The following is a 26,138-nucleotide window of genomic DNA, read 5'->3' on the forward strand; positions in this document are numbered from 1 at the left end:
ATCCGGAGCGCGGACGCGCCTGGCCGGAGGGGCGCCGGAAAGGGACGCGCTAGGCCAGGAAGAGGACTTTGATGGCTGCGGCTGTTCCGGCAGCCCACAGCATGGACGTCAGCGTTCCGATAATAAACCGTTCGGCCGCCACCGGGGTTTCCTTAAGCTCTGCGAACCTGCCCAGGCCCTTGATGGCCACAATGTAGGCAATGGCAACCGGCTGGCCGGTCAGGATGGCAAGGCACACTCCCAGCCGCTCGAGGATCCCGATGATGGCACCACCCCGAAGGATGCGCTGCGTAGGGGCGGCCGGTCCGGAGCCGGGAGGGCCCGACGGCGGCGCGTCGGCTGCTGCGGTCAGCTCGCCGTCGACGCCCTGGGATCCGCCGGCGGAGTGCAGGTCAACAGTCACATCCGCGGACGGATCCTCGGCGGCCTGCTTGGCTTCCTCGGCAGCCTTGGCCGCGTCGGCCCGGTCATCGATTGTCCTGGCCAGCCGGAATACCAGGGCCGTCACAGGCCAGCCGACGAATCCCGCGACGAGCAGCGCAACCGCGATCCAGAGTGCGTTCACCGGTTTCCTTCTGTTGGAGTGCGGGCCGCCAGGGAATGGGCATAGTCCAGCAGCATGGCCGCTGCCGGCCTCGCCGCCCATTCTTCCTGCCATCCGGACCTGAGGACGGCACGGCTCACGGACTGTTCGGTTATTCCCAGCCCACGGGCCACCTGCTTCTGGCTGCCATGCCTGGCTTCGCCCTGGATGGCCCGCAGCCGGTCCACCACCCGCCACTGGGCCTCGGTGCGCTGCTGTACCAGGCGTCCGATCAGGCGAAGCACCGCCTGGGCATTTGCGCTGGCCACCGCATCCTCCTGGGCATGGGGTTGAAGATCCTTACCGCGGACCATGCTGCCGGACACCACTGACAACGGCACCTGGCCGGCGGTGCCCTTGGCAAGTTCCACGGCTTTGCGGGCCGCCACGAACCCGCTTCCGGTGCCCTCCCGGGGGCTGGCACCGGGCGCCAGGCTGACCACCCCGATTCCTATCCCTACGTACCAGTGGCCGTCGCGGAGCGCGTGCAGGGCAATATCCACCACGTCGGCAGCGTGCTCCACTACTCCCTGGAGCTCGTCGCCTACCGAGCGCTCAAAAGGCACGGGCGTGAGGTTGCGGAGCGCCGCGATCAGTTCCGGAACGCGGTCCACGTCCGCCGTGCTGCCCTGCTGGTCAATCGTGAGGACGTACATGCCCTAACCGTACGCAGCTGATGTTCATTAATCAAACATATTCGGCTGATTAACTAATATCAGCCGAAATAAGCTGATTAGCCCGGATCACCCTGCTGTGGCATAAGCCCCTTGGATCATTGTGCTGGCCAGTCTCAGCCGAAGAGGTTCACCGGCTTCACGATGTCGGCGTAGATAAGGAGCGCACTCATCCCCATCAGCAACGCGGCCACCACATAGGTCACCGGCAGCAGCTTGGCGATGTCGAAGGCACCCGGGTCCGGTTTGCCGAACAGGCGTGCCACCTGCCGCCGCGCCCCCTCGTACAGGGCTCCGGCAACGTGCCCGCCGTCCAGGGGCAGCAGCGGTACCAGGTTGAAGACCGCGAGCGCGAAGTTCAGGCCCGCAAGCAGCCCGATCAGTGCGGCCACCCGGGACTGCAACGGGATTTCTTCCATGGCGGCTACTTCCCCGGCAACCCGTCCCACGCCCACCACACTGATGGGCCCGTTGGGATCGCGGGGTTCCTCGCTGAAGGCAGCTTTCGCCACGCCCACTACGCGGGCGGGCAGGTTGAACACCACCCCTGCCACCTGGCGGATGTTCTCCCCCGCCATGGGCAGGACGGACGACGCCGGCTGGGCCACGAGTTCTGTCTGGGAGCCAATGCCCAGGAAGCCGACGTCCTGGTAGCGGAGGGTGCCGGCGTCGTCCGTTTCCTGCCGGCCGTCCGCCCCGATGACGGGCCGGGCCGACAGCACCGGGGTCACCGTGGTGGACACCAGGGCGCCGTCCCGCTCAACCGTAATGCCCACTTCGCGCCCGGCGGAGGCCCGGATCCATTCCGTCAACTGGTCCCAGCCCGTCACGGCCTTGCCGTCGAAGGAGGTGATCCTGTCATTCGGCTTGAGGCCGGCCGCGGCAGCGGGCGTGGGCTGGCAGTCTGCCGAATCCGGATCGACGGTCTCCCCTGCCGCCACCTGGCACTTGGAAACCTCGGAGATGGTGGTGGTGGCCGTGGCCATGCCAAAGCCCATGAGCAGCACCGCGGTGAGGAGCACGCCAAGGACCATGTTCATGGCCGGGCCGCCCAGCATCACAATGACCTTCTTCCAGACCGGAAGCCGGTAGAACACCCTCTTTTCGTCACCCGGCCCCACTTCCTCGTGGGCCATGGACCGCGCTTCGGTGGCCAGGGTCTGGAACATGCCGGTGCTGGAGGGACGGACGGAGCCGTCGTCCTTGTTGGGCGGGTACATGCCGATCATGGACACGAAGCCGCCCAGCGGAATGGCCTTCACCCCGTATTCGGTTTCGCCCTTCCGCCTGGACCACAAGGTGGGGCCGAAGCCGATCATGTATTTGGTGACGCGCACCTTGAACAGCTTGGCGGGCACCAGGTGCCCCACTTCGTGCAGCGCGATGGACACGGCAATGCCGATCGCCACAAAGACGACGCCGAGGACAAAAAGGAGGACGGGGGTCATTGACGTGCTGCTGCTTCCTAGAGACTTCTGACTGCTAAACGTTCATTGGCGCGGGCACGTGCCCAGCTTTCAGCATCCAGCACTGACTCCACTGTCAGCCCGGAGGACCCTGGGTGTTCGCTGAGGACGGCATCGATTGTGTCCACGATGTCCGTGAACCTGATGCGCCCGGTGTGGAAGGCTGTCACGGCTTCCTCATTCGCGGCGTTGAACACGGCAGGAAACGTGCTGCCCTGCCTCGCTGCATCCTTGGCGAGTCCGACGGCGGGAAAGGCTTCCGTGTCCAGCGGCTCGAACGTCCAGGTGGCCGCGCGCGTCCAGTCGCAGGCGGCCGCCGCTCCCGGCACCCGGTCCGGCCAGCCCAGTCCCAGTGCGATGGGAAGGCGCATGTCCGGCGGGGAGGCCTGGGCGATGATCGACCCGTCAATGAACTGCACCATGGAGTGCACCACGGACTGGGGATGGACCACGACGTCGATCCGGTCCAGCGGCACATCGAAGAGCAGGTGTGCCTCAATGACTTCCAGGCCCTTGTTCACCAGTGTGGCCGAGTTGGTGGTGACCATGAGGCCCATGTCCCAGGTGGGATGGGCCAAGGCTTCCTGGGGGGTCACCCCGTGCAGTTCGTCCCTGCTCCTGCCGCGGAAGGGACCGCCGGATGCTGTGAGGATCAGTTTTTCCACTTCCGCGGCCGAGCCCGAGCGCAGGCACTGCGCGATCGCTGAGTGCTCGGAGTCAACGGGGACGATCTGGCCCTCCCGGGCTGCCGCCTTCACCAGCGATCCGCCCACGATGAGGGATTCCTTGTTGGCCAGGGCAAGCGTGGCGCCGGAATGCAAGGCCGCCAGCGTGGGTGCAAGGCCGATCGATCCGGTGATTCCATTGAGCACCACGTCCGCTTCAACCCCGGCGATCCGGGTGGAGGCGTCCGGTCCGGCGATGATTTCCGGCCGGTAGCCGGGCTTTCCCGCCGCCGCGGCAGCGTCGGCAATGAGCGACGCCAGCTTTCCGGGGTCACCGCCGGCAATGCCGATGACGGACGCGCCGGTGTGCACCGCCTGGCTGGCGAGGAGCTCCAGGTTGCCTCCCCCGGCGCTGAGGGCCACTACCTCGAAAAGGTGCGGGGCGCCGTCGACGACGTCAATCGCCTGGGTGCCGATGGAACCGGTGGATCCGAGGAGGACGATTCTGCGTGGCTGCATTGCTTAAGTATCGCGCACCGTGGTGCCCGGCCGTTCAGGACCTTCCGAGCTGTGATTCCGGCCGCAGGACAGCGGGGACGACGCCGGACAGTGCAGTTTCTGCCAGCGCCTCCCCCAGCGCCGGCGCCTGTTTGAAGAGGTTGTGCCCGGCCACCGCGCTGACGTTGCCGGCAGACCAGATGCCAACGCCGTCATCGCCCCACGGCAGTCGCGTCACCCAGCAGTGGACGTAGCCCTCCGGTTCGGGATCCAGGCCGGGCAGCGCACTCCGCACGTAGGCCGCCGCACGGGCCGAGAGCGATTCCAGGGCAGCGGGATCGGCGAGGCTGCCGTCCTGGCGCACTTCGGTTGTTTCACTCAGGCCCACCGCGTAACGCCGGTTGTCGGCCGAGGGCGCCGCATAAACGCCGGTTTCCCCGAAGACTCCGCTGCCGTCCTGGAATGTTGGCAGCGGGGCGGGCGCGTCATCCCGCACACGGAACGTCACCCGGGCATGCGCGGTGTGTTCAACGGGTATGTCCAGCCCCGCGCCCCGGGCCAGGGCTGCCGTGCCGCGGCCGGCGCACAGCACCGCATGGTCGAACCGGTCTACCCGTGTCCCGGTGCGGACCTCCACACTGCGGCCGGCAGGCCGGACAGTCAGTACGTGGTCCGCCACGAGGGCGTCCTCCAGCGTCCCGGCCAGGGCCCGGAACGCGGCGCGGGTGCGGATTGCCCCGCCCTGGGCATCGAACATCGCCTTGCCCCGGAAGTCCGCGAGGATCGGCAGCGCCGCCGCAAGTTCTGCCGGCGCCAGCAGCCTCACCGGAATCTCCGGCAGGCCGCTGAGCACGCGGAGCTTGTCCTCCACGCTGTCCCCGATGGCCACCGCACCGGCACCGGAGACCAGTTCCACGCCGAAGTCGGCCTCCCAGTCCCGCCAGAGGGTGCGGCTGTGACCCACGAACGCGGCCAGCCGGACGTCGTCGTGCGCGTGCCTGAAGATCCTCGATTCCCCGGCCGACTGCCCCGAACCCGGGGTCCCGGACTCGTAGACGGTGACGTCCACACCCGCCTTTCGGAGGGCATGGGCTGTGGACAGCCCGACGATCCCTGCACCGATCACTGCAACACGTGTCATGGGTCCAGCAAAACATGTTTGTGCAGCCCGGCGCAGGTGGAGCTTGTCGAGGGCGGGTGCGCCGCCGGATTCATCCCAGCAGGCGTGGGCGCCGGACGGGGTATCCTGCGCAGCGCTCAGGCGGCAGCTAGTTCAGCCAGGCCCTTGGCCAGGGTGGCCACGGCACCAAGGTAGGCAATCACCGTGACGATGCGCCGGGCGGCGGCGGCAGGCACCCTGCCGGACAGCAGGTCGCCGGCGACGATGCCGGTGATCATGGCCGCCAGGATCGCCAGCCAGTGCCATCCTTCGAGTCCCGGGACGTGCCCGCCGGACAGCACGTACTTGCTGAGCAGCGATGTGAAACCGGTGGTGATGAAGTAGGGCTGCAAGGTGGCGCTGAAGCTTTTCTGCTCCCAGCGGGTGGCAATGGCATAGGCCGTGATGGCCGGGCCGCCAACGCCCGCGGCCGCATTCATGAGGCCGCTGGAAAATCCCAGGGATGCCATGGGGACCGGTCCGCTGGCCTGCCAGGAACTCCTGGTCAGCCGCTGGGAAGCGAGCAGGGCGACGATGAGCAGGACGCCGATGCAGATCTCCAGCGGGGCTTCGGGCACGTTGCTTGCCAACCAGGCACCGGGCAGCACCCCTGCCAGTGCTGCGAGCGCCAGCCCGAAGTACTTCTTCCAGGCCACATGCCTCCACACCCGGGAGAGGATCAGGAGCGAGGATGTGGCGCCGCACAGGTTGATGATCATCACGCCGTCGAAGGGGCCCAGGAGCACCACGAGCACCGGGGAAACGAGCAGGCCAAAGCCCAGGCCCGCGATCCGCTGGGCCAGCGCGCCTGCAATAACGGCGATCAGCACCAGCACGAACATCCCTCGATCCTAGTGGCAACGTATTGGCGTGACCGCCCAGGCGTCCCCTGTGGCATTCCCGCTGTAGCATCCCTGCGGGAGCCGGGCGTAACGTGGGGTGCGTGGACTGGCTCTCCTGGTTTGACGCGCCGGAATACGAATTCGCCCGGCAGGTGCTGCAGCGGGGCGTGGCGGCGCTGTATTTCGTTGCGTTCCTGTCCTCGCTGAACCAGTTCCCGGCGCTCCTGGGTGAGCGGGGCCTCCTCCCGGTACCTGAGTACCTTTCCGGTTTCAGCCGCTTGCGCCGGCCCACCTTGTTCCGGTGGCGGTATTCGGACAGGCTGCTGCGCTGGGTATGCGCCACCGGGCTGCTGGTTTCGGCGCTCCTGGTGGCGGGCATCCCGCAGCAGGGACCGCCCTGGGTTCCGCTCATCGCATTCTTAGCCTTGTGGCTGCTGTACATGTCCATCGTCAACGTGGGGCAGACCTTCTACGGTTTCGGCTGGGAGATGCTGCTCCTTGAGGCCGGCTTTACCGTGGCCTTCCTGGGCTCGGACCAGACCGACCCGCCGCGCACCATCCTGATCCTGATCGTGTGGCTGGTGTTCCGGCTGGAGTTCGGTGCCGGGATGATCAAGATCCGCGGCGGCCGGGAGTGGCGCGACCTGACGGCCCTGTACTACCACCACGAGACCCAGCCCATGCCGGGGCCGCTGAGCCGGCAGGCGCATCTCCTGCCGAAGCCCCTGCACAAGGTTGAGGTCATCGGCAACCACTTCGCCCAGCTGGTGGTGCCGTTCTTCCTGTTCGCGCCCCAGCCCGTTGCCAGCGTGGCCGCGGGGATCGTCGTTTTCACCCAGTTGTGGCTGGTGGCCAGCGGCAACTTCGCCTGGCTGAACTGGATCGCCATTGTGCTGGCTTTCGCTGCCGTGAGCGATCCCGTTGCGCACGCCGTGCTGCCGGCCATCCCGCTGGACTGGCACGGCCAGGCCGGCGCAGGCAGGGAGACTCCCCTGTGGTGGCTGGCCGTCACCCTGGCGGCAACGCTGCTGTTGGTCGTCCTCAGCTACTGGCCGCTGCGCAATCTTTTCTCCCGCAGCCAGCTGATGAATGCCAGCTTCAACCGGTGGCAGCTGGTCAATACCTACGGGGCGTTCGGCACCGTGACCAAGCAGCGGATCGAGATTGTGGTGGAGGGAACCCTCGATGAGGATCCGGACAGCGCCTCCGGCTGGCGGGAGTACGGCTTCAGGGGCAAGCCCGGCGATGTCCGCAGGCTCCCCCGCCAGTGGGCGCCCTACCACCTGCGGCTTGACTGGCTGATGTGGTTCCTGCCGCTAAGGACCGTCCACGAGGAGTGGTTCTATGCCTTCCTGGGAAAGCTGCTGGAGGCGGACCGGCAAACCCTGCGGCTCCTCCGCCATGACCCGTTCGACGGCGCACCGCCGCGCTGGGTGCGCGTGCGCAGCTACCACTACCGCTTTGCCAGCCGGAAAGAGTTCAGGGAGACCGGGAACCGCTGGGTGCGGACGCTGCTCTACGAGCCGATTCCGCCGCTGTCACTGCGGCGCTCACCCGGGCGGATGGGGTGAAGGCGGCCGCGCTGGGAAGGCCGGCTAACCGATGGCCTGGGCGCGGCGGATGATTTCCTGGGCGTGCTTGAGGATGGGACCGTCGATCATCTTTCCCTGGTGCTGGAACACGCCCGAGCCAGCCGATGCTGCAGCCTCGAGGAGGGCTTCAGCAGCCGCGACGTCGGCGTCGGAGGGTGCGTAGGCGGCCCGGACCACAGCGGCCTGGGTCGGATGGATGCACGCTTTGGAGCTGAAGCCGGAAGCCACGGCGTCGGCAGCTTCCTCCTCCAGCCCGGCAAGATCCGGGATGTCCGTGTACACCGCATCCACTGCCTCCTTGCCGTGGGCGCGGGCAGCCAGCAGCACGGCGGAACGGGCGTGCAGCGCCACGGCCCGGTACCCGCCGTCGGCCTTCCTGCTGGACGTACCGCCCAGCGACGCCAACAGGTCCTCTGCCCCCCACATCAGACCCACCACGTTGGGGGCGGCTGCAATGGCGGGGGCGTTGAGGACTCCCAGCGCCGTTTCACACAGCGCGATCACCTTGTAGCCCTCCAGGGCTTCGAGCTGCTGGACGGTTTCCGCCTTGGCCAGCATGACCGTCCGGTAGGGAGTGTGGGCAAGGCAGTGAAGGTCCTTCTCGAACTCCTCGGTGCCGGCGGGATTTACCCGCACGATGGTGCAGCTGGGTTCAAGCTCCGGTTCCACCCCGGTGGTTCCCAGCTGGGCGAGGATGGCGCCGCGGGCGCGCTGCTTGTCCGCCGGCGCCACGGCGTCCTCAAGGTCCAGGATCACGGCGTCCGCCCTGGCAGCGGCCTTCTGGTAGCGCTCGGGCCGGTCTGCGGGGCAGAACAGCAGGGCGGGACCCATCACGAATGTCATACCGGCATTGTCTCCTGCCCGTTCCCCTGTCCGCTGCCGGGCTGGCCCGCATGGGCTTCCCGCGTCCACATCAGGCAGCTCCGCGTGGCAAGGGCCACCACTGCGCCGTCCTGGTTGCGGCCCGTGTGCTCCATGGTGACGATCCCCTGTCCGGGCCGAGAGCCCGAGAGCCGCTTTCCGCTGATCACAGTCTCGGTGTAGAGCGTGTCGCCGTGGTACAGCGGGTGCGGGAAGGAAACATCAGTGAGGCCAAGCTGCGCAATGATGGTGCCCTGCGTCAGCTGGGAAACGGACTGTCCCACCATGGTGGCCAGCGTGAACATGGAGTTCATGAGCCGCTGCCCGAAGGGCTGCCCGGCACTCCAGGCGGCATCCAGGTGCAGCGCCTGGGTGTTCATGGTGAGCGTGGTGAACAGGACGTTGTCTGCCTCTGTCACCGTCCGCCCGGGCCGGTGGGCATAGGTGACGCCTTCCTCGAGCTCCTCGAAATAGAGCCCGCGCTGTTCGATCACCCGCGGCCCCCCGCCGGTTGAGCCTGCCGCAGTGCCGCCGCCGGCGCCGCCGTCCATGCCGCCGCTCATACGGTCAGTTCCTGGTCCTCTTCGAAAAGCTCCGCCCCGGTGGCCGCGGCGACGTCCTCCGCTGAGACGTTGGGCGCCAGTTCGCGCAGCACCAGCCGGGACCCGTACTCATCCGTTACGACGTCGATGACGGCCAGGTCCGTGATGATCCGGTCCACGCAGGCTTTGCCGGTCAGTGGCAGTGAGCACTGCTGGACGATCTTGGGGTTTCCGTTGCGGTCCACGTGCTCCATCATCACGATCACCTTTTTGGCGCCGAACACCAGGTCCATTGCGCCGCCCATGCCCTTGACCATCTTGCCCGGGATCATCCAGTTGGCCAGGTCACCGTTCACCGCCACCTCCATGGCGCCCAGGACGGCCACGTCCACATGGCCGCCGCGGATCATGCCGAAGGACGATGCCGAATCGAAGAACGCCGCCCCCTTGTTGACGGTGACAGTCTCCTTGCCCGCATTGATCAGGTCCGGATCCACGGCGTCCTCCGCCGGATAGGGGCCGACGCCGAGGATTCCGTTCTCCGAGTGGAGCACCACTTCCACACCCTCGGGGATGTAGTTGGGGATGAGCGTGGGCATCCCGATGCCCAGGTTGACGTACTGGCCGTTGCTTAGTTCTTTGGCCACCCGGGCGGCCAGCTCGTTCCGGGTCCACCCTTTGGTCCCGGAACCGTCCGCCTGCACCTCGTGCTGCTGGGCGGCGGCCCGGCGGTACCCGGGCCGCACGCCTTCGGGCCGGGGAGCGTCGGGGCTGTTGGGGTCCATGGCTATGCTCCTGCCTGCCGGGTGCTGCCGGCGTCGTCTGCGGATACTGCCTGTCCGGGCCGCGGCAGCGCAACGGTCCGTTTTTCAATGCGTTTCTCCGCGTTGGCGGCGAGGACCACGCGCTGGACGAAGATGCCCGGGGTGTGGATGTGTTCCGGGTCCAGCTCGCCCGGCTCCACGAGTTCCTCCACCTCGGCAATGGTGATCCTGCCGGCCATGGCGCACAGCGGGTTGAAGTTCATGGCGGTGGCGTGGAAGACCAGGTTTCCGTGCCGGTCCCCTTTCCAGGCATGGACCAGCCCGAAGTCCGGCGTCAAGGCTTCCTCCAGCACATAGTCAACCCCGGCGAAGGAGCGAACCTCCTTTGGCGCCGATGCGACTGCAATCCCGCCCTCGGCGTCGTACTTCTGCGGCAGTCCGCCCTCGGACACCTGGGTGCCCACCCCCGCCTTGGTGTAGAAGGCGGGGATCCCGGCGCCGCCGGCGCGCAGCTTCTCTGCCAGGGTGCCCTGCGGGGTGAGCGCCACCTCAAGCTCGCCGGCCAGGTACTGCCGGGCGAATTCCTTGTTCTCGCCCACGTAGGAGCTGATGGTGCGGCGGATCCGCCCGTCCCGGAGCAGGATGCCCAGCCCCCAGTCGTCCACGCCGCAGTTGTTGCTGACGGTTTCCAGGTCTGTTGTCCCTGCCCGGTGCAGTGCGTCAATGAGGGTGACCGGGATTCCACAGAGCCCGAAGCCGCCCACGGCAAGGGACGCTCCGTCCGGGATGTCCGCGACGGCTTCGTCAGCGCTGGCAACAACCTTGTTAATCATCAGTGATCCTCTCGGGCCGGCTACGGTGCCAGTTACTACAGTGCCAGTACTACAGACCCAGTTCGCGGGCGATGAGCATCAGCTGCACCTCCGTGGTGCCCTCCCCCACTTCAAGGATCTTGGAGTCGCGGTAATGGCGTGCCACGGTGAACTCGTTGATGAAGCCATAGCCGCCGAACACCTGGGTGGCATCCCGCGCGTTGTCCATGGCCGCCTCGCCTGCGACCATCTTAGCGATGGCCGCCTGCGTCTTGAACGGCTTTCCGGCAAGCATGCAGAACGCCGCATCGTAGTAGGCCAGGCGGGCCGTGTGGGCCCGGGCCTCCATCCGTGCGATCTTGAAGGAGATGGCCTGGTACTTGCCGATCTGGTGGCCGAAGGCGCTGCGCTCCTTGGCGTACTTGACCGAGAGGTCCACGCAGCCCTGGGCGGCGCCGGCCGCCAGCGCCGCTATGGCAATCCGCCCTTCATCAAGGATGGACAGGAAGTTCGCGTAGCCGCGGCCTTCCACTCCCAGCAGGTTTTCTTCCGGAACGCGGACGTCCTTCAGCGTGAGCGGGTGGGTGTCCGAGGCGTTCCAGCCCACCTTGTTATAGGGCTTCTCCGCCTTGAAGCCGGGGGTGTCCGTGGGCACCAGGATGGTGGAGATTTCCTTCTGCACCGTCCCGTCCGCGCGTTCCTTCTGCCCGGTGACGGCGGTGACCGTCACCAGCCGCGTGATGTCCGTCCCGGAATTGGTGATGAACTCCTTGTTGCCGTTGATCACCCACTCTGTCTTGTCTCCGACAGTCTCGCGGCGGGCATGGGTTTTGGTGCCGCCTGCGTCCGATCCGGCTTCCGGTTCAGTCAGCCCGAATCCGGCGAGCGCCTGGCCGGAGGCGAGCATGGGCAGCCACTCCTGCTTCTGGGCGTCCGTGCCGAAACGGTAGATGGGCATGGCCCCCAGGGAGACGCCGGCCTCCAGGGTGATGGCCACGGACTGGTCCACCCGGCCCAGCTGCTCCAGGGCAAGGGCAAGGGCGAAGTAGTCCCCGCCCATGCCGCCGAATTCCTCGGGGAAGGGCAGGCCGAACAGTCCCATCTCCGCCATCTGCTTGACCACCTCGTACGGGAAGCTGTGCTCCTCGTCGTGCTTGGCGGACACCGGCGCCACCACAGTGTCCGCGAAGTCCCGGACCGTGTCGCTGAGGTCCTGGTATTCCTCGCTGAGTTCAAACCCTGCCATGCCTAGGCTCCTTCGCCATTGAGTGTGTCTGTATCTGCGTCTGCGCTTGTACTTTCGCCTGCAGCGCCTGGTTGGGGGTGGATGGTGGCCAGCACCTGGTCCGCCTTCACCAGGTCGCCGGGGCGGGCGCTGAGGTGTACCGTCCCGTCCAGCGGGGCCACCAGCTGGTGCTCCATCTTCATGGCCTCGACCGAGACGAGAAGCTGGCCGGCCGCCACGGTGTCGCCGTCACTGACCGGAACCGAAACCACTGTTCCCGGCATGGGCGAACGCACGGCGGGATCAGCGGCGCCCTCCTCCCGGTGGAGGGCCGCAAGCACCCGCTCAAGCCGCGCTTCCCGGCCCAGGACTTCCAGCCGGCAGGACCAGCCCGCAGTGCCCAGGAACAGTTCTGTGGGCATGCCGGCTGGCGGGGAATCACGTGTCGGGGCCACCGGGCCACGGAAGACCGGCGCGATGGAATAGGTGCCGGCGTGGCCATCGAGGGTCAGCGTTGCCTGCCTCCGGGAGTCGAAGTCCAGCTGCGCCGGACGTTCAGGCCCGTCCCCCACGGCCACGAGGAACACCCTTGCGGAACCGGCGCCACCGGGGACGGCACCGCCGGGGACAGCGCCGCCTCGGACAGTGCCGTTCCCCTCCGCGCCCATCCCCGCGGCGCCGCTGATCCGCACGGCCGCCACGCCGCCGTCGGGCGTTCCCAGGCTGACCAGGCGCGGCGCCGGCGCCCCAAGCCGCCAGCCGTTGCGCGCATGCCAGGGCCCCGGCGCTGAGGGAGTGTTGTTCTGTTCCTCTAGGGCGAGGGTTAGGAGCGCGGCCGCGGCCAGTTCGGCGTCGGCAACCTTTCGGAAGGCCAGGTCCGGCAGCTTTCGTTCGATCAGCCCGGTCTCCAGCCGCCCGGCGCGGACATCGGCATCGTTGATCAGAAGCCGCAGGTATTCCACGTTGGTGTCCAGGCCCAGCGCCGTGTAGCCGGCGAGCGCCGCGTCAAGGGTATCCAGGGCGGTTGCGCGGTCCTCCCCCCACGCGATGACCTTGGAGATCATGGGATCGTAGCTGGAGGACACCTCCAGGCCTTCTACCAGGGAGGAGTCCACCCTGACCGTGCCGCTGGTCCCCCTGGGCAGTTCGTCCAGCAACATCACAGTCCCGGCGGAGGGCAGGAAGTTTTTCTCCGGGACCTCCGCGTAGACGCGCGCTTCCGCGGCGTGGCCGTGAAGCTCGACGTCGGCCTGCCGGACGGTGAGTTCCCCGCCGGCGGCGATCCGCACCTGCCACTCGACGAGGTCGATGCCCGTGACCATCTCGGTGACCGGGTGCTCCACCTGGAGCCTGGTGTTCATCTCCATGAAGTAGAACTGGTCCGGCGCGTCGTCGGAGACGAGGAATTCGACTGTTCCGGCGCCGCTGTAGTTCACACTGCGGGCCGCGTTGCAGGCCGCTTCCCCGATCCGGGCGCGGATGGCGGCGCCGTCCGGCAGGGCTTCGAGCAACGGGGACGGTGCCTCCTCGATGACTTTCTGGTGCCGCCGCTGCAGCGAGCATTCACGCTCGCCCAGGTGGATGACGTTGCCGTGGTTGTCCGCCAGGACCTGCACTTCGATGTGCCGCGGGGTGGTGACCAGGCGTTCCAGGAACAGGGTGTCGTCGCCGAAGGCACTGGCTGCCACGCGCCTGGCCGTGGCCAGGGCCGCCGGGAGGTCCTCCGGGCGCTGCACCACGTGCATGCCCTTGCCGCCCCCGCCGGCGGAAGGCTTGATGAGCAGCGGAAAGCCCACGCCGGCGGCTGCGTCAACCAGCTGCCCGTCCGTCATCCCTGGTTTCGCCACGCCGGGCACCACGGGGACGCCATAGCCGGCCACATGGTTCTTGGACCGGATCTTGTCCCCCATGATGTTCAGGGCTTCCACGCCCGGGCCGATAAACGCGATCCCGGCCCGTTCCAGGGCACGGGCAAACTCCGCGTTCTCGCTGAGGAAGCCGTAGCCGGGGTGCACCGCTTCCGCCCCGGTCCTGCGGCAGGCCTCGATGATCGCCTCGATGTTCAGGTAGCTCTCCGTGGCCGCTGCCGGGCCGATCCGGACGGCAGTGTCCGCTTCGCGCACGTGCCGGGCGCCGGCGTCGGCATCGCTGTAGACGGCCACCGGCCGGATGCCTAAGGCTTTAAGCGTTCGGATCACGCGGCAGGCAATCTCGCCGCGGTTGGCCACCAGGACGGTGCCGAACATGGGCCGGGTGGCGGTGGGGGCGCCGGCCAGGGAAGGGGTGGTCATGTGCTCGCTCACATCCTGAAGAGGCCGAAGGAGGTTTCCGGCAGCGGCGTGCGGGCCACCACGTCCAGTGCCAGGCCCAGGACGGTGCGGGTGTCGGCCGGATCGATCACTCCGTCATCCCAGAGGCGGGCGGTGGAGTAGTACGGGCTGCCCTGGTCCTCGTACTGCCGGCGGATGGGGGCCTTGAAGGCTTCCTCGTCCTCGGCGGACCATTCCTGGCCGGCTGCCTCGTACTGGTCCCGCTTCACCGTGGCCAGGACACTGGAGGCCTGGTTGCCGCCCATGACCGAGATCCGGGCGGCCGGCCACATCCAGAGGAACCGCGGGGAATAGGCGCGCCCGCACATGGAGTAGTTGCCGGCGCCGAAGGAACCGCCAATGACCACGGTCAGTTTGGGCACCCGGGCCGTGGCCACGGCGGTGACCATCTTGGCGCCGTTCTTGGCGATCCCGCCCTGTTCCGAGTCCTTGCCCACCATGAAGCCGGAGATGTTCTGCAGGAAAACCAGCGGGATGCCGCGCTGGTCGCAGAGTTCGATGAAGTGGGCGCCTTTGAGGGAGGACTCGCTGAAGAGCACGCCGTTGTTGGCTACGATCCCCACGGGATGCCCGTACAGGCGGGCGAACCCTGTGACAAGCGTGGCGCCGTACTCCTTCTTGAACTCGTGGAACCGGCTGCCGTCCACCAGCCGGGCGATGACCTCGTGGACGTCGTAGGCGGCGTTGACGTCCGTGGGAACGGCACCATAGAGCTCTTCCGGTTCCGCGGAAGGTTCGACGGCGGCATCCACCTCCCACGCGGGCGGCGCCGGAGGCGGGAGCGTGGACACGATGTCCCGGATGATCTGCAGCGCGTGTTCGTCGTTTTCGGCGAGGTGGTCGGTGACGCCGGAGATCCTCGAATGCACGTCCCCGCCGCCGAGCTCCTCCGGCGTGACGATTTCGCCGATCGCCGCCTTCACCAGCGGTGGCCCGCCCAGGAAAATGGTGCCCTGGTTCCGGACGATGACTGTTTCGTCGCTCATGGCCGGCACATAGGCGCCGCCGGCGGTGCAGGACCCCATCACCGAGGCGATCTGCGGGATCTTGGCCGCTGAGAGCCGGGCCTGGTTGTAGAAGATGCGGCCGAAGTGGTCCCGGTCCGGGAACACCTCGTCCTGCTTGGGCAGGAAGGCCCCGCCGGAATCCACCAGGTAGATGCACGGAAGCTTGTTCTCGAGGGCTATCTCCTGGGCCCGCAGGTGTTTCTTAACCGTCAGCGGATAGTACGTCCCGCCTTTGACGGTGGCATCGTTGGAAATCACCAGCACGTGGCGGCCGTGGACGAGGCCAATGCCCGCAATGACCCCCGCCCCGGGAGCCTCGTTGTTGTACATCCCGTTGGCAGCCAGCGGAGCGATTTCCAGGAACGGGCTGCCGTCATCCAGGAGCTGGTCGATGCGCTCGCGGGGCAGGAGCTTGCCCCTGGCCACGTGCCGCTGCCTGGATTTTTCCGGTCCGCCCAGGGCAGCGTCCGCCAGCCTTTTCCGCAGGTCCTCCGTCAGCGACAGCTGCGCATCGCGGTTCGCCAGGAATGTGCTGCTGGCGGGGTCGATCCTGCTGGCAAGGGTCTCCATCGACGCGTCCTGCTCCTGTTCCGGCCGAGGCCAAGAAGCCCACTCGGTTAGTGATCAATAACTGAAATTCAGGTTAGTCTCGATTAACTGTGATGTCCAACACAGCAGCTGCCTTGCTAGACTTCCGTGGTCCGAGGAGGAATTGTGCCAAGCACTGACGCCGCTGCCAGCAGCACGACCCAGCCTGCGGGCGCGGCCCACGCCGGCAGCCCCACGCAGCGGAGCCGGGCAAAGGAGAACCGCCGCCAGGCGCTGTTGTCCGCCGCGGCGTCGCTGTTTGCGCTGCACGGCTTCAGCCGCGTCTCCCTGGAGGACCTTGGGGCAGCCGCCGGCGTGAGTGGGCCGGCCGTTTACCGCCACTTTCCCGGCAAGCAGGCGGTCCTCGCGGACCTGCTGGTCACCGTCAGCCAGGAACTGCTGGACGGCGGGCGCCGGGTGGCATCCTGCAGTGCCGATCCCCTGGCGGCCCTGCGTGGCCTGGTGGAGTTCCAGGTGGACTTCGCGCTGGGCAAGCCTGACGTCATCCGGGTCCAAGACAGGGATTTCGGCTGCCTTTCCGAGGAGGACCAGGCGGCAGTCAGGACCCTCCAGCGCAGCTATGTGGAGGTGTGGGTGGAGGTCCTCGCGCGGCTCCACCCCGATACGGACGCTTCGGAGCTCCGGATGCGGGCCCACGCCACGTTCGGACTCATCAACTCCACCCCCCATTCCGTCCGCAGCCACGGCAGGAAAATGGCGTCCGGAACGGCCCGGCCCCTGCTCGAGAACATGGCCTTGGCTGCGCTGCTGGCAGACTCCCGAACCACCCCCTAGACCCCGGAGTTTTTGTCCAGATATGCAGGCTTAAACCGTCCCCAACCCTGCGTATCTGGACAAAAACTCCTGGGGTCTAGACCATGGTCAGCACCATGGCGGGATCGGCGAGGAGGGCTCCGACGTCGGCAAGGAAGCGGGAGCCCTGTTCGCCGTCCACCAGCCGGTGGTCGAAGGAGAGGCTGAGGGTCATCACCTGGCGCAGTGCGATGTCCCCGCGATACTCCCAAGGCGTCCTCCGCACGGCCCCCAGGGCAAGGATCGCCGCTTCCCCCGGGTTCAGGATGGGGGTGCCGGCATCAATGCCGAAAACGCCGATATTGGTGATCGAGATTGTCCCGCCGGACAGATCGGCCGGCGCGGTTTTGCCGGCACGGGCTGTGTCCGCGAGCGCCGAGAGCGCTTCCGCCAGGCGGACCAGGGACAGCGAATCCGCGTCCTTGATGTTGGGTACCGTCAGCCCCCGGGGCGTGGCGGCTGCAATGCCCAGGTTCACGTAGTTGAACGTGACGATCTCCTGGTTCTCTTCGTCCCAGCGCGAGTTGAGCGCAGGATTGCGCCGGAGGGCGATCAGCACCGCTTTCGCGGCCAGGGTCAGCGGAGTGAGCTTGACGCCCGCAAACTCCCTGCTGTCCCGAAGCCTCGCCAGCAGCTCCATGGAAGGAGTGACGTCGACGGTCAGGAATTCAGTGGCATGCGGCGCGGTGAAAGCACTCTGCACCATGGCGGCGGCCGTGAACTTGCGGACCCCCTTGATGGGGGTGCGGGTTTCCCGTCCGCCCCCGCCGGTCGGCACTCCCGCATGGTCCGCGGCCGGCATGCCGGGCTTCCCTGGCTCCGAGGACCGGCTGTCCATGAAGTGCTGGACATCCTCCCGGGTAATCAGCCCCTGGGGACCGGTACCAGTGACCCTGGCCAGGTCCACGCCGAGGTCTTTGGCCAGCTTCCGGACAGGCGGGGTGGAGCGCGGGCGCTCACCTGCGGGCTGGTCCGGTGAGGCCTCGGCGTGCTCAACGGCCGCGGGTTGAGTTTCCGCAGGCAAGGCTGCCGTGGACACGGTGTCGCCGGGCATGGGGCCGGCAGGCATGGTGTCGGCGGGCATGGTGCCGGCGGGTCCGGCCACCGGGAAGGTCCGCGGACGCCGTGCGGGCCGGCCGGTGCTTTCGACGACGGCACCGTATCCCACGAGGTTGGGTTCCCTTTTGGGCGTCCCGGCGGCGCTCCCTCCCGCGTCCTGCCCCACCGCCTGACCCGCTGCCTCGTCCTTGACCGAAGCGGCAGGACCGCCCGCCCCGGAAGGTGCCGGGCCGGCGTCGTCCGCCACCTCGAAGGAGACGATCGGCTTGCCCACCTCCACGACGGTGCCTGGCTGTTCATGGAGCTCCTTGACGACCCCTGCAAACGGGGACGGAAGCTCCACCACTGCCTTGGCTGTTTCAACCTCGGCGATTACCTGGTTGAGGGTGACGGTATCGCCCACGCCCACCTTCCAGCTGAGGATCTCCGATTCGGTGAGGCCCTCCCCCAGGTCCGGCAGCCGGAATTCCTTGATCATGGTCCCGCTCATCCTTCCAGCCCGCTAAGGGAGTTCGGCCGGCCCAGGGCACGGTCCACGCCGTCCAAGATCCGGTCCAGGCCCGGCAGGTGGTGCATCTCAAGCTTCGAGTAGGGGTAGGGAATGTCGAACCCGGTGACGCGGACGGGTGCCGCCTCCAGGTGGTAGAAGCACCGCTCGGTAATGCTGGCGGCCACTTCCGCCCCGAGCCCGCCCGATTGTGCGGCCTCGTGGGTGATGACCAGGCGCCCGGTTCTGCGGACTGAAGCCACAACGGTTTCGTAGTCCACGGGTGCCAGCGAGCGCAGGTCGACGACCTCGACGGAAATTCCCTCATCCGCCGCGGCCGACGCGGCGTCCAGGGCCGTTTTGACCAGCGGGCCGTAAGCCACCAGTGTGACGTCACCGCCTTGGGTGAGGACGCGCGCCTGCCCCATGGGCACCGGGGCGGTGTGGTCAAGGGACTCATCCACCTCGCCTTTATCGTGGTAGCGCCGTTTCGGCTCGAAGTAGAGCACGGGGTCGTCGCAGGAGATGGCCTGCTGGATCACGGTGTAGGCGTCCTGCGGGCTGGACACCGTGACGACGCGCAGGCCGGACGTGTGCGTGAAGTAGGCCTCCGGCGACTCGGAGTGGTGCTCAGGTGAGCCGATTCCGCCCCCGAACGGGACCCTGATGGTGATGGGCATCTTGACTGCGCCGCGGGTGCGGTAGTGGAGTTTGGCCACCTGGCTGACGATCTGGTCGAACGCCGGATAAATGAATCCGTCGAACTGGATCTCTACCACCGGACGGTAGCCGCGGTAGGCGAGGCCCACGGCGGTGCCCACGATGGCCGATTCGGCCAGGGGCGTATCCACCACCCGGTGTGTGCCGAAGTCCTTTTGCAGCCCGTCGGTTACCCGGAACACGCCGCCGAGGGTGCCGATGTCCTCCCCCATCAGCACGACTTTGGGATCGTTCTCGAGGGATTTGCGCAGGCCCGCGTTGATCGCGCGGGCAAAGGTCATCTGGGTCATCAGCGTGCACCTTCTTCTGAAGCGGCTCCTGCGGGATCACCGAAGGTGGCCAGGTAACGGGCATAGTGGTCCTGCTGCCGGTCCAGCCAGGAGTTGGGAGTGCTGTAAACGTTCTTGAAGACGTCCAGGGGCTCCGGGTCCGGCATGGTGGTGCAGCCCGTCCGCATCTCGCGTGCCACGGCGTCGGCCTTGTCCTTAACCTGTTGCTGGAGTTCCTCCGTCAGCAGGCCCTTCCGCTCAAGGAGAGCGGCGATCCGGCTGATCGGATCCCGGGCCGCCCAGTCCTCGAGTTCGTTGGCGTCGCGGTAGCGCGTCGGGTCATCCGCCGTGGTGTGCGGGCCCATGCGGTAGCTGACCGCCTCGATGAACGTGGGGCCGCCGCCGCGGCGTGCGCGGTCCAGGGCCACGCGGGTGGCTGCCATCACGGCCAGGACGTCGTTGCCGTCCACGCGCAGGCTGGGGATGCCGAACCCGGCGGCCCTGTCGGACAGCTGGATGTGCGACTGGAGCCGGACGGGTTCGGAGATGGCCCAGTGGTTGTTGGTGCAGAAGAACACCACGGGCACCTGGAAGCTTGCCGCGAAGACCATGGCCTCGTTGACATCGCCCTCGCTGGTTGCGCCGTCACCGAAATAGGTCACGGCCACGGAATCAGCGCCGTCATTCTGGATGCCCATCGCGTAGCCCGTGGCGTGGAGGGTCTGGGCGCCGATGATGATCTGCGGGGTGGCCATGTTGATGGCGTAGGGATCCCAGCCCGAGGACGCATTGCCGCGCCAGACCCGGACGATGTCCGTCAGGTCCACTCCGCGGCAGTACGCCACCCCGTTCTCGCGGTAGCTGGAGAAGACAAAGTCGTCCGTCCGGAGTGCCCGCCCCGAACCGATCTGCGCGGCTTCCTGCCCCAGCAGCGGCGGCCACAAGGCAAGTTCGCCCTGCCGCTGCAGGGCCGTTGCCTCGACGTCGATGCGCCGGATCACGGTCATGTCCTCGAAGAGGGAACACAACTGCTCGTCGGTGACGTCCCTGACCCAGTAATCGAACTCCGGATGGCTGATCCGCTCTCCGGCTGGGGTGACCAGTTGGACCAGGTCCCGCCCCTGTGCATGGGTATGCCGGGCGCTGTTGGAGGCGGCTGGTCCGCCCTGGCCCGTTTCGTCTGTAGACACGATAGCCCGCAACCTTCTCACGTCGTTGACCTCCGGTTTTGGGACTTGTGGCCCCTTCAGCCGCCGGCCGCCCGGGCGCCGTTGCCCCGGATATTTGTGACCCTACTCACAATGCTCAGGAGGTACAACCACCGGCGCGATCACTGAGCAAAATGCTCTGCGGGAGGGCCCGGGACCGTGCTAGCGTTGCGCATTATGCAAGCCCTGGATGGCACCGACGCCCGCCTGCTCTCTGCCCTGGCGCAGGATCCCCGAAAAACGGTGGTGGCACTGGCCCAAAAGCTCGGCCTCTCCCGCAACACCGTGCAGGCGCGGATGGCGCAGCTGGAGAAGAAACACGTTTTCCTGTCCTTCGAACGCCGCATCAATCCAGCGGCCCTGGGTTACCCGCTGATGGCCTTCATCTCCGTCCATGTCCAGCAGCAGCGGCTCGCCCTGCTGGCAAAGGAACTCGCTGACATTCCCGAAATTCTTGAGGGCTACGGCCTGACAGGTTCAGCGGACCTGCTGCTGCGCGTGGTGGCGCTTGACGCCGAGGACCTGTTCCGGATCAACGGGAAGATCCTGGCCTGCGAAGGCGTGGACCGGACCGACACGGCGCTGGCCATGGGCGAACTTATTCCCTTCCGCGTCCAGCCTTTGCTTCAACGCGGTCCCGGGCGGGCTTAGCAGCGGGCGCCCCTATGGCGGAAAGCACGACGGCGGCGGGCGGGGCTGGAGTTCGGACCAGGCGGGCCGCGCTATAGGCTGAATGCCAGTTAATCGGCGGGACAGGCCCAGCGCTGCCCCGCATCCAGGCGGTGCGCTGCACCATTTTTCCGGAAAGGCTCCACCTTGAGCACTCCCCAGGAACCGTTTCAGCCGGGCCACGCAGGCCCGGCGTCCCCGCAGCTGCAGCCTCCCTACTACGGGCAGGAACAGGCATCACCATTCGGGCTTCCGGGGCAGCCTCCGCCCAGGAGCCGGCGGAAACTGTGGATCATCCTGGCGGGCGCAGCCGGCGTCCTCCTCCTGGTGGTCCTTGGCCTGGTTATTTTAGTGAACGTGGTGGGCAGCGCCACCAACCAGGCCCGGGGGCTGGCTGACGGCTTCACCAAGCTGGTCCTCGCCGGAGACAGCTCACGGGCCTACGACGAATACCTTGACCCTGCCCTCCAGGAGCAGCTGTCCAAGGAAGCGTTCATCGAGGGCATTGGCAGTCTTGGAATGGATGAAACCTGCACACCGGACTACAGGGACCTCAACGTGGTTACCGAGAACGGCGTGAAGTCGGCACATGTTGCAGGACTCATCACCTGCGACGGCAAAGAGGTGGACCTCGCCTACCGATTCGAGGGCACCGAAGAACTCAAGATGACCGAAATCAAGCTGCGGCCGGCAGGGTGACGGAAACCACAGGCACAACAACAGAGCCTCCGCACCGGGGAACTGTTCCCCGGTGCGGAGGCTCTGTTGTTAACGCCGCCAGCTGTTATTGCCGTCAGCTCAGTGGTCGACCGCCTTTTCGGCGCCCACGCCGGTGAGGGAGCGGACTTCCATCTCGGCCTGCTTGGCGGTGTCTTCGCGGTTCTTGTCCAGGACGGTACCCAGCCAGCCTAGGAAGAACGCCAGCGGGATGGACACGATGCCCGGGTTGCTCAGCGGGAAGAGAGCGAAGTTGGCATCCTTGATCATCGAGGTTGCGCCGCCGGAAACCACTGGCGAGAAGATGATCAGGATGATCGCGGAGCCCAGGCCGCCGTACATGCTCCAGACTGCGCCCTGGGTGGTGAACTTCCGCCAGAACAGGGAGTAGACGATCGTGGGCAGGTTGGCGGAGGCGGCGACGGCGAATGCGAGCGCCACGAGGAACGCCACGTTCTGTCCGTTGGCAAGAATGCCGCCCAGGATGGCCAGGACGCCGATGACCACAACGGTGCGCCGGGCCACCTTCACCTCAGTGTCGGCGTCGGCCTTGCCCTTGGAAATGACGCTGGCGTAGATGTCATGGGCAAAAGAGGCGGCAGCCGTGATGGTCAGGCCGGCCACAACGGCGAGGATGGTGGCGAAGGCCACAGCCGAGATGAAGCCCAGCAGCAGCGGACCGCCCAGGTAGAAGGCCAGCAGCGGGGCAGCCGAGTTCACGCCGCCCGGTGCGCCCTTGATGGTCTCGGCACCAACCAGGGCAGCTGCGCCGTAACCAAGCACCAGGGTGAAGAGATAGAACAGGCCGATCAGCCAGATTGACCACACCACGGACTTGCGGGCTTCCTTGGCCGTGGGGACCGTGTAGAAGCGCATGAGTACGTGCGGCAGCGCTGCGGTGCCCAGGACCAGGGCGAGGCCGAGTGACATGAAGTCGATCTTCGAGGTTTCCGTCTTGCCGTACTGCAGGCCGGGATTCAGGACGGCCGGGTTGTTGGCCGTCTCCACTGCGGCGCCCAGGAGGCTGGAGAGGTTGAAGCCGTAGATGGCCAGGACCCACAGGGTCATGACGGCTGCGCCTGCGATGAGCAGGATGGCCTTGATGATCTGCACCCAGGTGGTGCCCTTCATGCCGCCGATCAGGACGTACATGATCATCAGGGCGCCGACGACGATGATCACCAGGGCCTGCCCGGTCCAGTCACTGATGCCCAGCAGCAAAGAGATGAGGCTGCCGGCGCCGGCCATCTGGGCCAGCAGGTAGAAGAAGCAGACGGCGAGGGTGGAGATGGCGGCGGCGATGCGGACGGGCCGCTGCTTCAGCCGGAAGGACAGCACATCGGCCATGGTGAACTTGCCGGTGTTGCGCAGGAGCTCAGCGACGAGCAGCAGTGCCACGAGCCAGGCCACCAGGAAGCCGATGGAGTACATGAAGCCGTCGTAGCCGTTGATGGCGATCGCGCCGGTGATGCCCAGGAAGGAGGCGGCGGAGAGGTAGTCGCCGGCGATGGCGGTTCCGTTCTGCGAGCCGGTGAAGGAGCGGCCGGCGGCATAGTAGTCCGCGGCGGTCTTGTTGTTCCGGCTGGCGCGGAGCACGATCACCATGGTCACGGCCACGAAGATGCCGAAGATGCCCATGTTGAGCAGCGTGGTTTCCTTGAGGGCGGCCACGTCCACCGCTGTTGCGATATTGATCATTTGGTGGCTCCGCCTACTCGGTTTCCGTGCTTATCGAATTCGTGACCCTCGATCTCGTCCCGGATTTCCTTGGCGATGGGGTCGAGCCGCTTGTTGGAGTAGTGGACGTACCAGCCGGTGATGGCGAACGTGGAGACGAACTGGAGCAGGCCGAGGATCAGGCCCACGTTGATGTTGCCCCAGACCTTGGTGGACATGAAGTCCACGGCATAGTCGGCGAGCAGGACATATGCGAAGTACCACAGCAGGAATGCGACTGCCATGGGGAAGACAAAGCTGCGGTGACGCTTGCGCAGTTCCTTGAACTGCTCCGTCGACTGGACCTGCTCGAAGTCCACGGACGCCGCTGCGTCCGGAGTGTGGGCATCGTTACCCATCGTTCCTCCTCGTTGAGACTTGCCTGAACACACCCAACGGCAGGCCCGGAAGACGGGATACCGCAAATGTGACTGCAATCACTCTGCGGGTTGCATCGCCCCAGTTCCAGAGCCCGCACGCCTGCGGGCGCTCAACGGTCGGGATGCTGCGACAAACGGCACCCGCGGCTACGCTGGGCACCATGCCGGACTCCCCCCTCCTGACCGCCGCGGCCGTGGCCGTCATCGCCATGGCCATCGCCGTCGTCGTCGGTGTGGGGCTCAAGGTGCTCAGGTCATTCCGCGACCTGGGCACTGATGCTGAACGCGCCACCTACCACACCCTGCATGCCGCTTCCCAGGCGGGCCAGCACCTGCGCCGGGGGCTCAATCCCGCCGGCGCGGCCAAGGCCAGCCGCCAGCTGCGCACCCTGCTTGGCTGTGACGCCCTGGCCATCATGGACACGTCCGGCGTCCTGGCGTGGGACGGCGCCGGCGAGGACCTGAAGCCGCGGATGATGGACCTTGCTGCCGGCGTCCTCGCGAACGGCCGGACGGCTGTCCTTCCCGCCGGGGATGCAGGCGCCGCCACAGAGGCTACCGGCGGCGCGCTCGCTGCCGTGATCGCACCGGTGCGTGCCGGCACCCGGGTGGTGGGCGCCGTCGCCGCGTTCGCTCCCTCCGCCGGCGCGGGACTGGTGAGGGCCACCAGCGAAGTGGCGGACTGGGTGGCCGTGCAGGTGGAGCTGGCAGAGCTCGACGCCTCCCGCACCCAGCTGATGGAGGCGGAGGTGCGGGCCCTGCGCGCCCAGATCAGCCCGCATTTCATCTACAACTCGCTCAATGCCATCGCCTCCTTCATCAACACAGACCCCGCCCGCGCCCGCGAGCTGGTGGTCGAGTTTGCCGACTTCACCCGCTATTCGTTCCGCCGGCACGGGGACTTCACCACGCTCGCGGAGGAACTCCGCTGCATCGACCGGTACCTGCTGCTGGAACGCGCCCGGTTCGGTGAGCGCGTCCAGGTCAGCCTGAGGGTGGCGCCGGAGGTGCTGAGCACCGTCATCCCTTTCCTCAGCCTGCAGCCGCTGGTGGAGAACGCGGTCCGACACGGACTCGAAGCCAAGGAAGGGCCGGGACACATCAGCATCACCGCCAACGACGCCGGCGCTTTCGCGGAGGTGACCATCGAGGACGACGGCGTGGGCATGGATCCGGCGCAGCTGCAGTCCATGCTGGCCGGCCACACCGACGGCGAGCATGTGGGCCTGCGCAACGTTGATGCCCGCCTCCGCCAGGTCTACGGCAATGACCATGGGCTGGTCATTGAGACCGCGCCCGGCGAAGGGACCCTGATCACCATGCGGGTCCCCAAGTCCCAGCCGGGCCACGATGCGTGACCCGGACGGGGTCTTACAGGCTGGCGCCGGCACGGTACCCCTGCTCCGGAAAGCTACCCTAGGAGCATGATTAACGTCCTCGTCGTTGATGATGAGCTGCCTGCCGTTGAGGAACTGGCCTTCCTGCTGGGCAAGGACGACCGTGTGGGCAAAATCCTTCGCGCCACCTCCGGAGGTGATGCGCTCAAAGCGCTCGCCTCCGCCCCCGTTGACGCCGTCTTCCTAGACATCCACATGCCGGCGGTGTCCGGGCTGGACATTGCCCGTGCCATCGCAGGGAGCAGCCGGCCGCCCGCCGTCGTGTTCGTGACGGCGGACGAGGACCACGCCCTGGACGCCTTCGAACTCGCGGCGGTGGACTACCTGCTGAAGCCGGTGCGGGCGGAACGCCTGGCACGCTGCGTGGGGCGCATCAGTGAACTGCGCGACGGCGGCGCCGCCCCGGAGATGATCACGGTGGACCAGGGTGGGACCACCAAAATGATCAGGCGCGACGACGTCACCTACGTCCAGGCGCAGGGAGACTACGCCCGGCTCCACACCGCCGAAGCCAGCTACCTCATCCGGGTTCCGCTTGCGGACCTCGAACAGCAGTGGGCGGATGCGGGGTTTATCCGGACGCACCGGTCCTACCTGGTGGCACTCAAGCACGTGACCTCGATGAAGCTCGCCGCGGACGGCCCCAGCGTCACCGTGGCGGGGGCGGGACTGCCCATCAGCAGGCGGCACCTGCCCACGGTGCGGGAGAAGCTTGAGGCCACCCGGATCAGGCCGAATACATGACCAGGGTGCGGGTGACGGCTCCGCGGACTGCGGCGCGTCCGGCCAAGGAGACGAGGGAGGCCGCGCAGGACTCCGATGTGGGCCAGGTGTTCGTCAGGTCCCTGATCAGGTCCCAGTTGCGGCTGGCCTTGGTGGTGGCCGCGGGTTTCCTGCTGATCCTTGGCGCCTTTCCCCTGCTGCTCGCGGCGGTTCCCGGTTTGGCGGAAACCAGGGTGGCGGGCATCCCGTTCGACTGGCTGCTGCTGGGAGCCGGCATATATCCGCTCATCGGGCTCAGTGCATGGCTGTACATCCGGACGGCGGCGCGCAACGAGGCGCGCTACCGGGACCTGGCCGAGGACCGGTGAGGGT

25 protein-coding genes are annotated in these 26,138 nt (G+C 67.1%); 7 read left to right on the forward strand and 18 right to left on the reverse strand.

Translation table 11 applies throughout. The features are described from left to right. Positions 1-49 precede the first annotated feature (49 nt). The 6 genes from ACIQF4_RS15180 to ACIQF4_RS15205 form a co-directional block, all read right to left on the reverse strand. A complete protein-coding gene (locus tag ACIQF4_RS15180) occupies positions 50-565 on the reverse strand; it encodes a hypothetical protein (protein WP_400516471.1) in 516 nt (171 codons plus the stop codon). Further along, a complete protein-coding gene (locus tag ACIQF4_RS15185) occupies positions 562-1,239 on the reverse strand; it encodes a MarR family transcriptional regulator (protein WP_400516470.1) in 678 nt (225 codons plus the stop codon). Before ACIQF4_RS15185 ends, ACIQF4_RS15180 begins: the two co-directional genes overlap by 4 nt. A gap of 134 nt (positions 1,240-1,373) precedes the next feature. Next, positions 1,374-2,705, reverse strand: a complete 1,332-nt coding sequence (locus ACIQF4_RS15190; RefSeq protein ID WP_400516469.1) for a M50 family metallopeptidase — start codon at positions 2,703-2,705, stop codon at positions 1,374-1,376. Between the two features lie 17 nt (positions 2,706-2,722). Beyond that, on the reverse strand, positions 2,723-3,907 hold the full coding sequence (gene dxr, locus ACIQF4_RS15195; RefSeq protein WP_400516467.1) for a 1-deoxy-D-xylulose-5-phosphate reductoisomerase: 1,185 nt from the start codon (positions 3,905-3,907) through the stop codon (positions 2,723-2,725). A gap of 34 nt (positions 3,908-3,941) precedes the next feature. Then, the gene (locus tag ACIQF4_RS15200) at positions 3,942-5,027 is read right to left on the reverse strand and encodes an NAD(P)/FAD-dependent oxidoreductase (RefSeq protein ID WP_400516466.1); all 1,086 of its coding nucleotides are present in this window, start codon (positions 5,025-5,027) and stop codon (positions 3,942-3,944) included. A gap of 116 nt (positions 5,028-5,143) precedes the next feature. Beyond that, positions 5,144-5,887, reverse strand: a complete 744-nt coding sequence (locus tag ACIQF4_RS15205; RefSeq protein ID WP_400516465.1) for a TSUP family transporter — start codon at positions 5,885-5,887, stop codon at positions 5,144-5,146. A gap of 101 nt (positions 5,888-5,988) precedes the next feature. Between ACIQF4_RS15205 and ACIQF4_RS15210 the strand changes: the two genes are divergently transcribed. Then, positions 5,989-7,458 (forward strand): lipase maturation factor family protein, encoded by a 1,470-nt coding sequence (locus ACIQF4_RS15210; protein ID WP_400516464.1) that lies wholly within the window; start codon positions 5,989-5,991, stop codon positions 7,456-7,458. Between the two features lie 24 nt (positions 7,459-7,482). On the opposite strand, the gene ACIQF4_RS15215 is transcribed toward ACIQF4_RS15210, so the two are convergent. From ACIQF4_RS15215 to ACIQF4_RS15245, 7 genes are read right to left on the reverse strand one after another with little or no spacing between them, the layout of a single operon-like run. Continuing rightward, positions 7,483-8,322 carry an HpcH/HpaI aldolase/citrate lyase family protein gene (locus ACIQF4_RS15215; RefSeq protein WP_400516462.1) on the reverse strand — a complete coding sequence of 280 codons (840 nt, stop codon included), beginning with the start codon at positions 8,320-8,322 and terminating at the stop codon, positions 7,483-7,485. Next, positions 8,319-8,891: a MaoC family dehydratase gene (locus tag ACIQF4_RS15220; protein WP_400516557.1), complete on the reverse strand. Its 573-nt coding sequence runs from the start codon at positions 8,889-8,891 to the stop codon at positions 8,319-8,321. The genes ACIQF4_RS15215 and ACIQF4_RS15220 overlap by 4 nt, the downstream gene beginning before the upstream one ends. An 8-nt stretch (positions 8,892-8,899) precedes the next feature. Next, complete coding sequence (locus tag ACIQF4_RS15225) at positions 8,900-9,667, reverse strand: CoA transferase subunit B (protein WP_400516461.1); 768 nt, start codon at positions 9,665-9,667, stop codon at positions 8,900-8,902. A gap of 2 nt (positions 9,668-9,669) precedes the next feature. Continuing rightward, the gene (locus ACIQF4_RS15230; protein WP_400516459.1) at positions 9,670-10,479 is read right to left on the reverse strand and encodes a CoA transferase subunit A; all 810 of its coding nucleotides are present in this window, start codon (positions 10,477-10,479) and stop codon (positions 9,670-9,672) included. A gap of 49 nt (positions 10,480-10,528) precedes the next feature. After that, positions 10,529-11,704, reverse strand: a complete 1,176-nt coding sequence (locus ACIQF4_RS15235) for an acyl-CoA dehydrogenase family protein (protein WP_400516457.1) — start codon at positions 11,702-11,704, stop codon at positions 10,529-10,531. 2 nt (positions 11,705-11,706) lie between these two features. Further along, a complete protein-coding gene (locus ACIQF4_RS15240; protein ID WP_400516455.1) occupies positions 11,707-13,974 on the reverse strand; it encodes an acetyl/propionyl/methylcrotonyl-CoA carboxylase subunit alpha in 2,268 nt (755 codons plus the stop codon). An 8-nt stretch (positions 13,975-13,982) separates the two neighbouring features. After that, complete coding sequence (locus ACIQF4_RS15245) at positions 13,983-15,590, reverse strand: carboxyl transferase domain-containing protein (protein ID WP_400516453.1); 1,608 nt, start codon at positions 15,588-15,590, stop codon at positions 13,983-13,985. Positions 15,591-15,734: 144 nt separating this feature from the next. Between ACIQF4_RS15245 and ACIQF4_RS15250 the strand changes: the two genes are divergently transcribed. Next, positions 15,735-16,403 carry a TetR/AcrR family transcriptional regulator gene (locus tag ACIQF4_RS15250; RefSeq protein WP_400516452.1) on the forward strand — a complete coding sequence of 223 codons (669 nt, stop codon included), beginning with the start codon at positions 15,735-15,737 and terminating at the stop codon, positions 16,401-16,403. A 76-nt stretch (positions 16,404-16,479) separates the two neighbouring features. Here ACIQF4_RS15250 and ACIQF4_RS15255 read toward each other — a convergent pair whose 3' ends face one another. From ACIQF4_RS15255 to pdhA, 3 genes are read right to left on the reverse strand one after another with little or no spacing between them, the layout of a single operon-like run. Beyond that, the gene (locus ACIQF4_RS15255; protein ID WP_400516451.1) at positions 16,480-17,958 is read right to left on the reverse strand and encodes a 2-oxo acid dehydrogenase subunit E2; all 1,479 of its coding nucleotides are present in this window, start codon (positions 17,956-17,958) and stop codon (positions 16,480-16,482) included. A gap of 8 nt (positions 17,959-17,966) precedes the next feature. Next, positions 17,967-18,977, reverse strand: coding sequence for an alpha-ketoacid dehydrogenase subunit beta (locus ACIQF4_RS15260; protein WP_400516450.1), 1,011 nt, complete (start codon positions 18,975-18,977; stop codon positions 17,967-17,969). Further along, positions 18,977-20,146, reverse strand: coding sequence for a pyruvate dehydrogenase (acetyl-transferring) E1 component subunit alpha (gene pdhA, locus ACIQF4_RS15265; RefSeq protein WP_400516449.1), 1,170 nt, complete (start codon positions 20,144-20,146; stop codon positions 18,977-18,979). The genes ACIQF4_RS15260 and pdhA overlap by 1 nt, the downstream gene beginning before the upstream one ends. Before the next feature lie 195 nt (positions 20,147-20,341). Between pdhA and ACIQF4_RS15270 the strand changes: the two genes are divergently transcribed. Together ACIQF4_RS15270 and ACIQF4_RS15275 are read left to right on the forward strand one after the other, a co-directional pair. Continuing rightward, the gene (locus ACIQF4_RS15270; RefSeq protein ID WP_350003678.1) at positions 20,342-20,815 is read left to right on the forward strand and encodes an Lrp/AsnC family transcriptional regulator; all 474 of its coding nucleotides are present in this window, start codon (positions 20,342-20,344) and stop codon (positions 20,813-20,815) included. Positions 20,816-20,980: 165 nt separating this feature from the next. Next, positions 20,981-21,532 carry a hypothetical protein gene (locus ACIQF4_RS15275; protein ID WP_400516447.1) on the forward strand — a complete coding sequence of 184 codons (552 nt, stop codon included), beginning with the start codon at positions 20,981-20,983 and terminating at the stop codon, positions 21,530-21,532. 99 nt (positions 21,533-21,631) lie between these two features. Here ACIQF4_RS15275 and ACIQF4_RS15280 read toward each other — a convergent pair whose 3' ends face one another. Both ACIQF4_RS15280 and ACIQF4_RS15285 read right to left on the reverse strand, forming a co-directional pair. Then, positions 21,632-23,248, reverse strand: a complete 1,617-nt coding sequence (locus ACIQF4_RS15280; RefSeq protein WP_400516446.1) for a cation acetate symporter — start codon at positions 23,246-23,248, stop codon at positions 21,632-21,634. Next, a complete protein-coding gene (locus tag ACIQF4_RS15285) occupies positions 23,245-23,625 on the reverse strand; it encodes a DUF485 domain-containing protein (protein WP_400516445.1) in 381 nt (126 codons plus the stop codon). Before ACIQF4_RS15285 ends, ACIQF4_RS15280 begins: the two co-directional genes overlap by 4 nt. Positions 23,626-23,807: 182 nt before the next feature. Here ACIQF4_RS15285 and ACIQF4_RS15290 point away from each other — a divergent pair, with 182 nt between their 5' ends. The 3 genes from ACIQF4_RS15290 to ACIQF4_RS15300 all read left to right on the forward strand — a co-directional run bounded on the left by ACIQF4_RS15290 (position 23,808) and on the right by ACIQF4_RS15300 (position 26,134). Beyond that, complete coding sequence (locus tag ACIQF4_RS15290; protein WP_350003681.1) at positions 23,808-25,004, forward strand: histidine kinase; 1,197 nt, start codon at positions 23,808-23,810, stop codon at positions 25,002-25,004. Positions 25,005-25,070: 66 nt separating this feature from the next. Next, the gene (locus ACIQF4_RS15295; protein WP_350003682.1) at positions 25,071-25,787 is read left to right on the forward strand and encodes a LytTR family DNA-binding domain-containing protein; all 717 of its coding nucleotides are present in this window, start codon (positions 25,071-25,073) and stop codon (positions 25,785-25,787) included. After that, on the forward strand, positions 25,784-26,134 hold the full coding sequence (locus ACIQF4_RS15300; protein WP_400516443.1) for a hypothetical protein: 351 nt from the start codon (positions 25,784-25,786) through the stop codon (positions 26,132-26,134). The genes ACIQF4_RS15295 and ACIQF4_RS15300 overlap by 4 nt, the downstream gene beginning before the upstream one ends. Positions 26,135-26,138: the final 4 nt, after the last annotated feature.

The organism is Pseudarthrobacter sp. NPDC092202 (assembly GCF_044755505.1).
In the GTDB taxonomy this organism is placed as follows: domain Bacteria; phylum Actinomycetota; class Actinomycetes; order Actinomycetales; family Micrococcaceae; genus Arthrobacter.

Coding starts and splice junctions, on each gene's coding strand:
- ACIQF4_RS15235 (WP_400516457.1), bottom strand. CDS start 11,704: ATGGCAGGGTTTGAACTCAGCGAGGAATACCAGGACCTCAGCGACACG.
- ACIQF4_RS15300 (WP_400516443.1), top strand. CDS start 25,784: ATGACCAGGGTGCGGGTGACGGCTCCGCGGACTGCGGCGCGTCCGGCC.
- ACIQF4_RS15270 (WP_350003678.1), top strand. CDS start 20,342: ATGCAAGCCCTGGATGGCACCGACGCCCGCCTGCTCTCTGCCCTGGCG.
- ACIQF4_RS15290 (WP_350003681.1), top strand. CDS start 23,808: ATGCCGGACTCCCCCCTCCTGACCGCCGCGGCCGTGGCCGTCATCGCC.
- ACIQF4_RS15225 (WP_400516461.1), bottom strand. CDS start 9,667: ATGGACCCCAACAGCCCCGACGCTCCCCGGCCCGAAGGCGTGCGGCCC.
- ACIQF4_RS15295 (WP_350003682.1), top strand. CDS start 25,071: ATGATTAACGTCCTCGTCGTTGATGATGAGCTGCCTGCCGTTGAGGAA.
- ACIQF4_RS15255 (WP_400516451.1), bottom strand. CDS start 17,958: ATGATCAAGGAATTCCGGCTGCCGGACCTGGGGGAGGGCCTCACCGAA.
- ACIQF4_RS15190 (WP_400516469.1), bottom strand. CDS start 2,705: ATGACCCCCGTCCTCCTTTTTGTCCTCGGCGTCGTCTTTGTGGCGATC.
- ACIQF4_RS15240 (WP_400516455.1), bottom strand. CDS start 13,974: ATGACCACCCCTTCCCTGGCCGGCGCCCCCACCGCCACCCGGCCCATG.
- dxr (WP_400516467.1), bottom strand. CDS start 3,907: ATGCAGCCACGCAGAATCGTCCTCCTCGGATCCACCGGTTCCATCGGC.
- ACIQF4_RS15220 (WP_400516557.1), bottom strand. CDS start 8,891: ATGGACGGCGGCGCCGGCGGCGGCACTGCGGCAGGCTCAACCGGCGGG.
- ACIQF4_RS15205 (WP_400516465.1), bottom strand. CDS start 5,887: ATGTTCGTGCTGGTGCTGATCGCCGTTATTGCAGGCGCGCTGGCCCAG.
- ACIQF4_RS15260 (WP_400516450.1), bottom strand. CDS start 18,977: ATGACCCAGATGACCTTTGCCCGCGCGATCAACGCGGGCCTGCGCAAA.
- ACIQF4_RS15230 (WP_400516459.1), bottom strand. CDS start 10,479: ATGATTAACAAGGTTGTTGCCAGCGCTGACGAAGCCGTCGCGGACATC.
- ACIQF4_RS15280 (WP_400516446.1), bottom strand. CDS start 23,248: ATGATCAATATCGCAACAGCGGTGGACGTGGCCGCCCTCAAGGAAACC.
- ACIQF4_RS15200 (WP_400516466.1), bottom strand. CDS start 5,027: ATGACACGTGTTGCAGTGATCGGTGCAGGGATCGTCGGGCTGTCCACA.
- ACIQF4_RS15245 (WP_400516453.1), bottom strand. CDS start 15,590: ATGGAGACCCTTGCCAGCAGGATCGACCCCGCCAGCAGCACATTCCTG.
- ACIQF4_RS15185 (WP_400516470.1), bottom strand. CDS start 1,239: ATGTACGTCCTCACGATTGACCAGCAGGGCAGCACGGCGGACGTGGAC.
- ACIQF4_RS15215 (WP_400516462.1), bottom strand. CDS start 8,322: ATGACATTCGTGATGGGTCCCGCCCTGCTGTTCTGCCCCGCAGACCGG.
- ACIQF4_RS15285 (WP_400516445.1), bottom strand. CDS start 23,625: ATGGGTAACGATGCCCACACTCCGGACGCAGCGGCGTCCGTGGACTTC.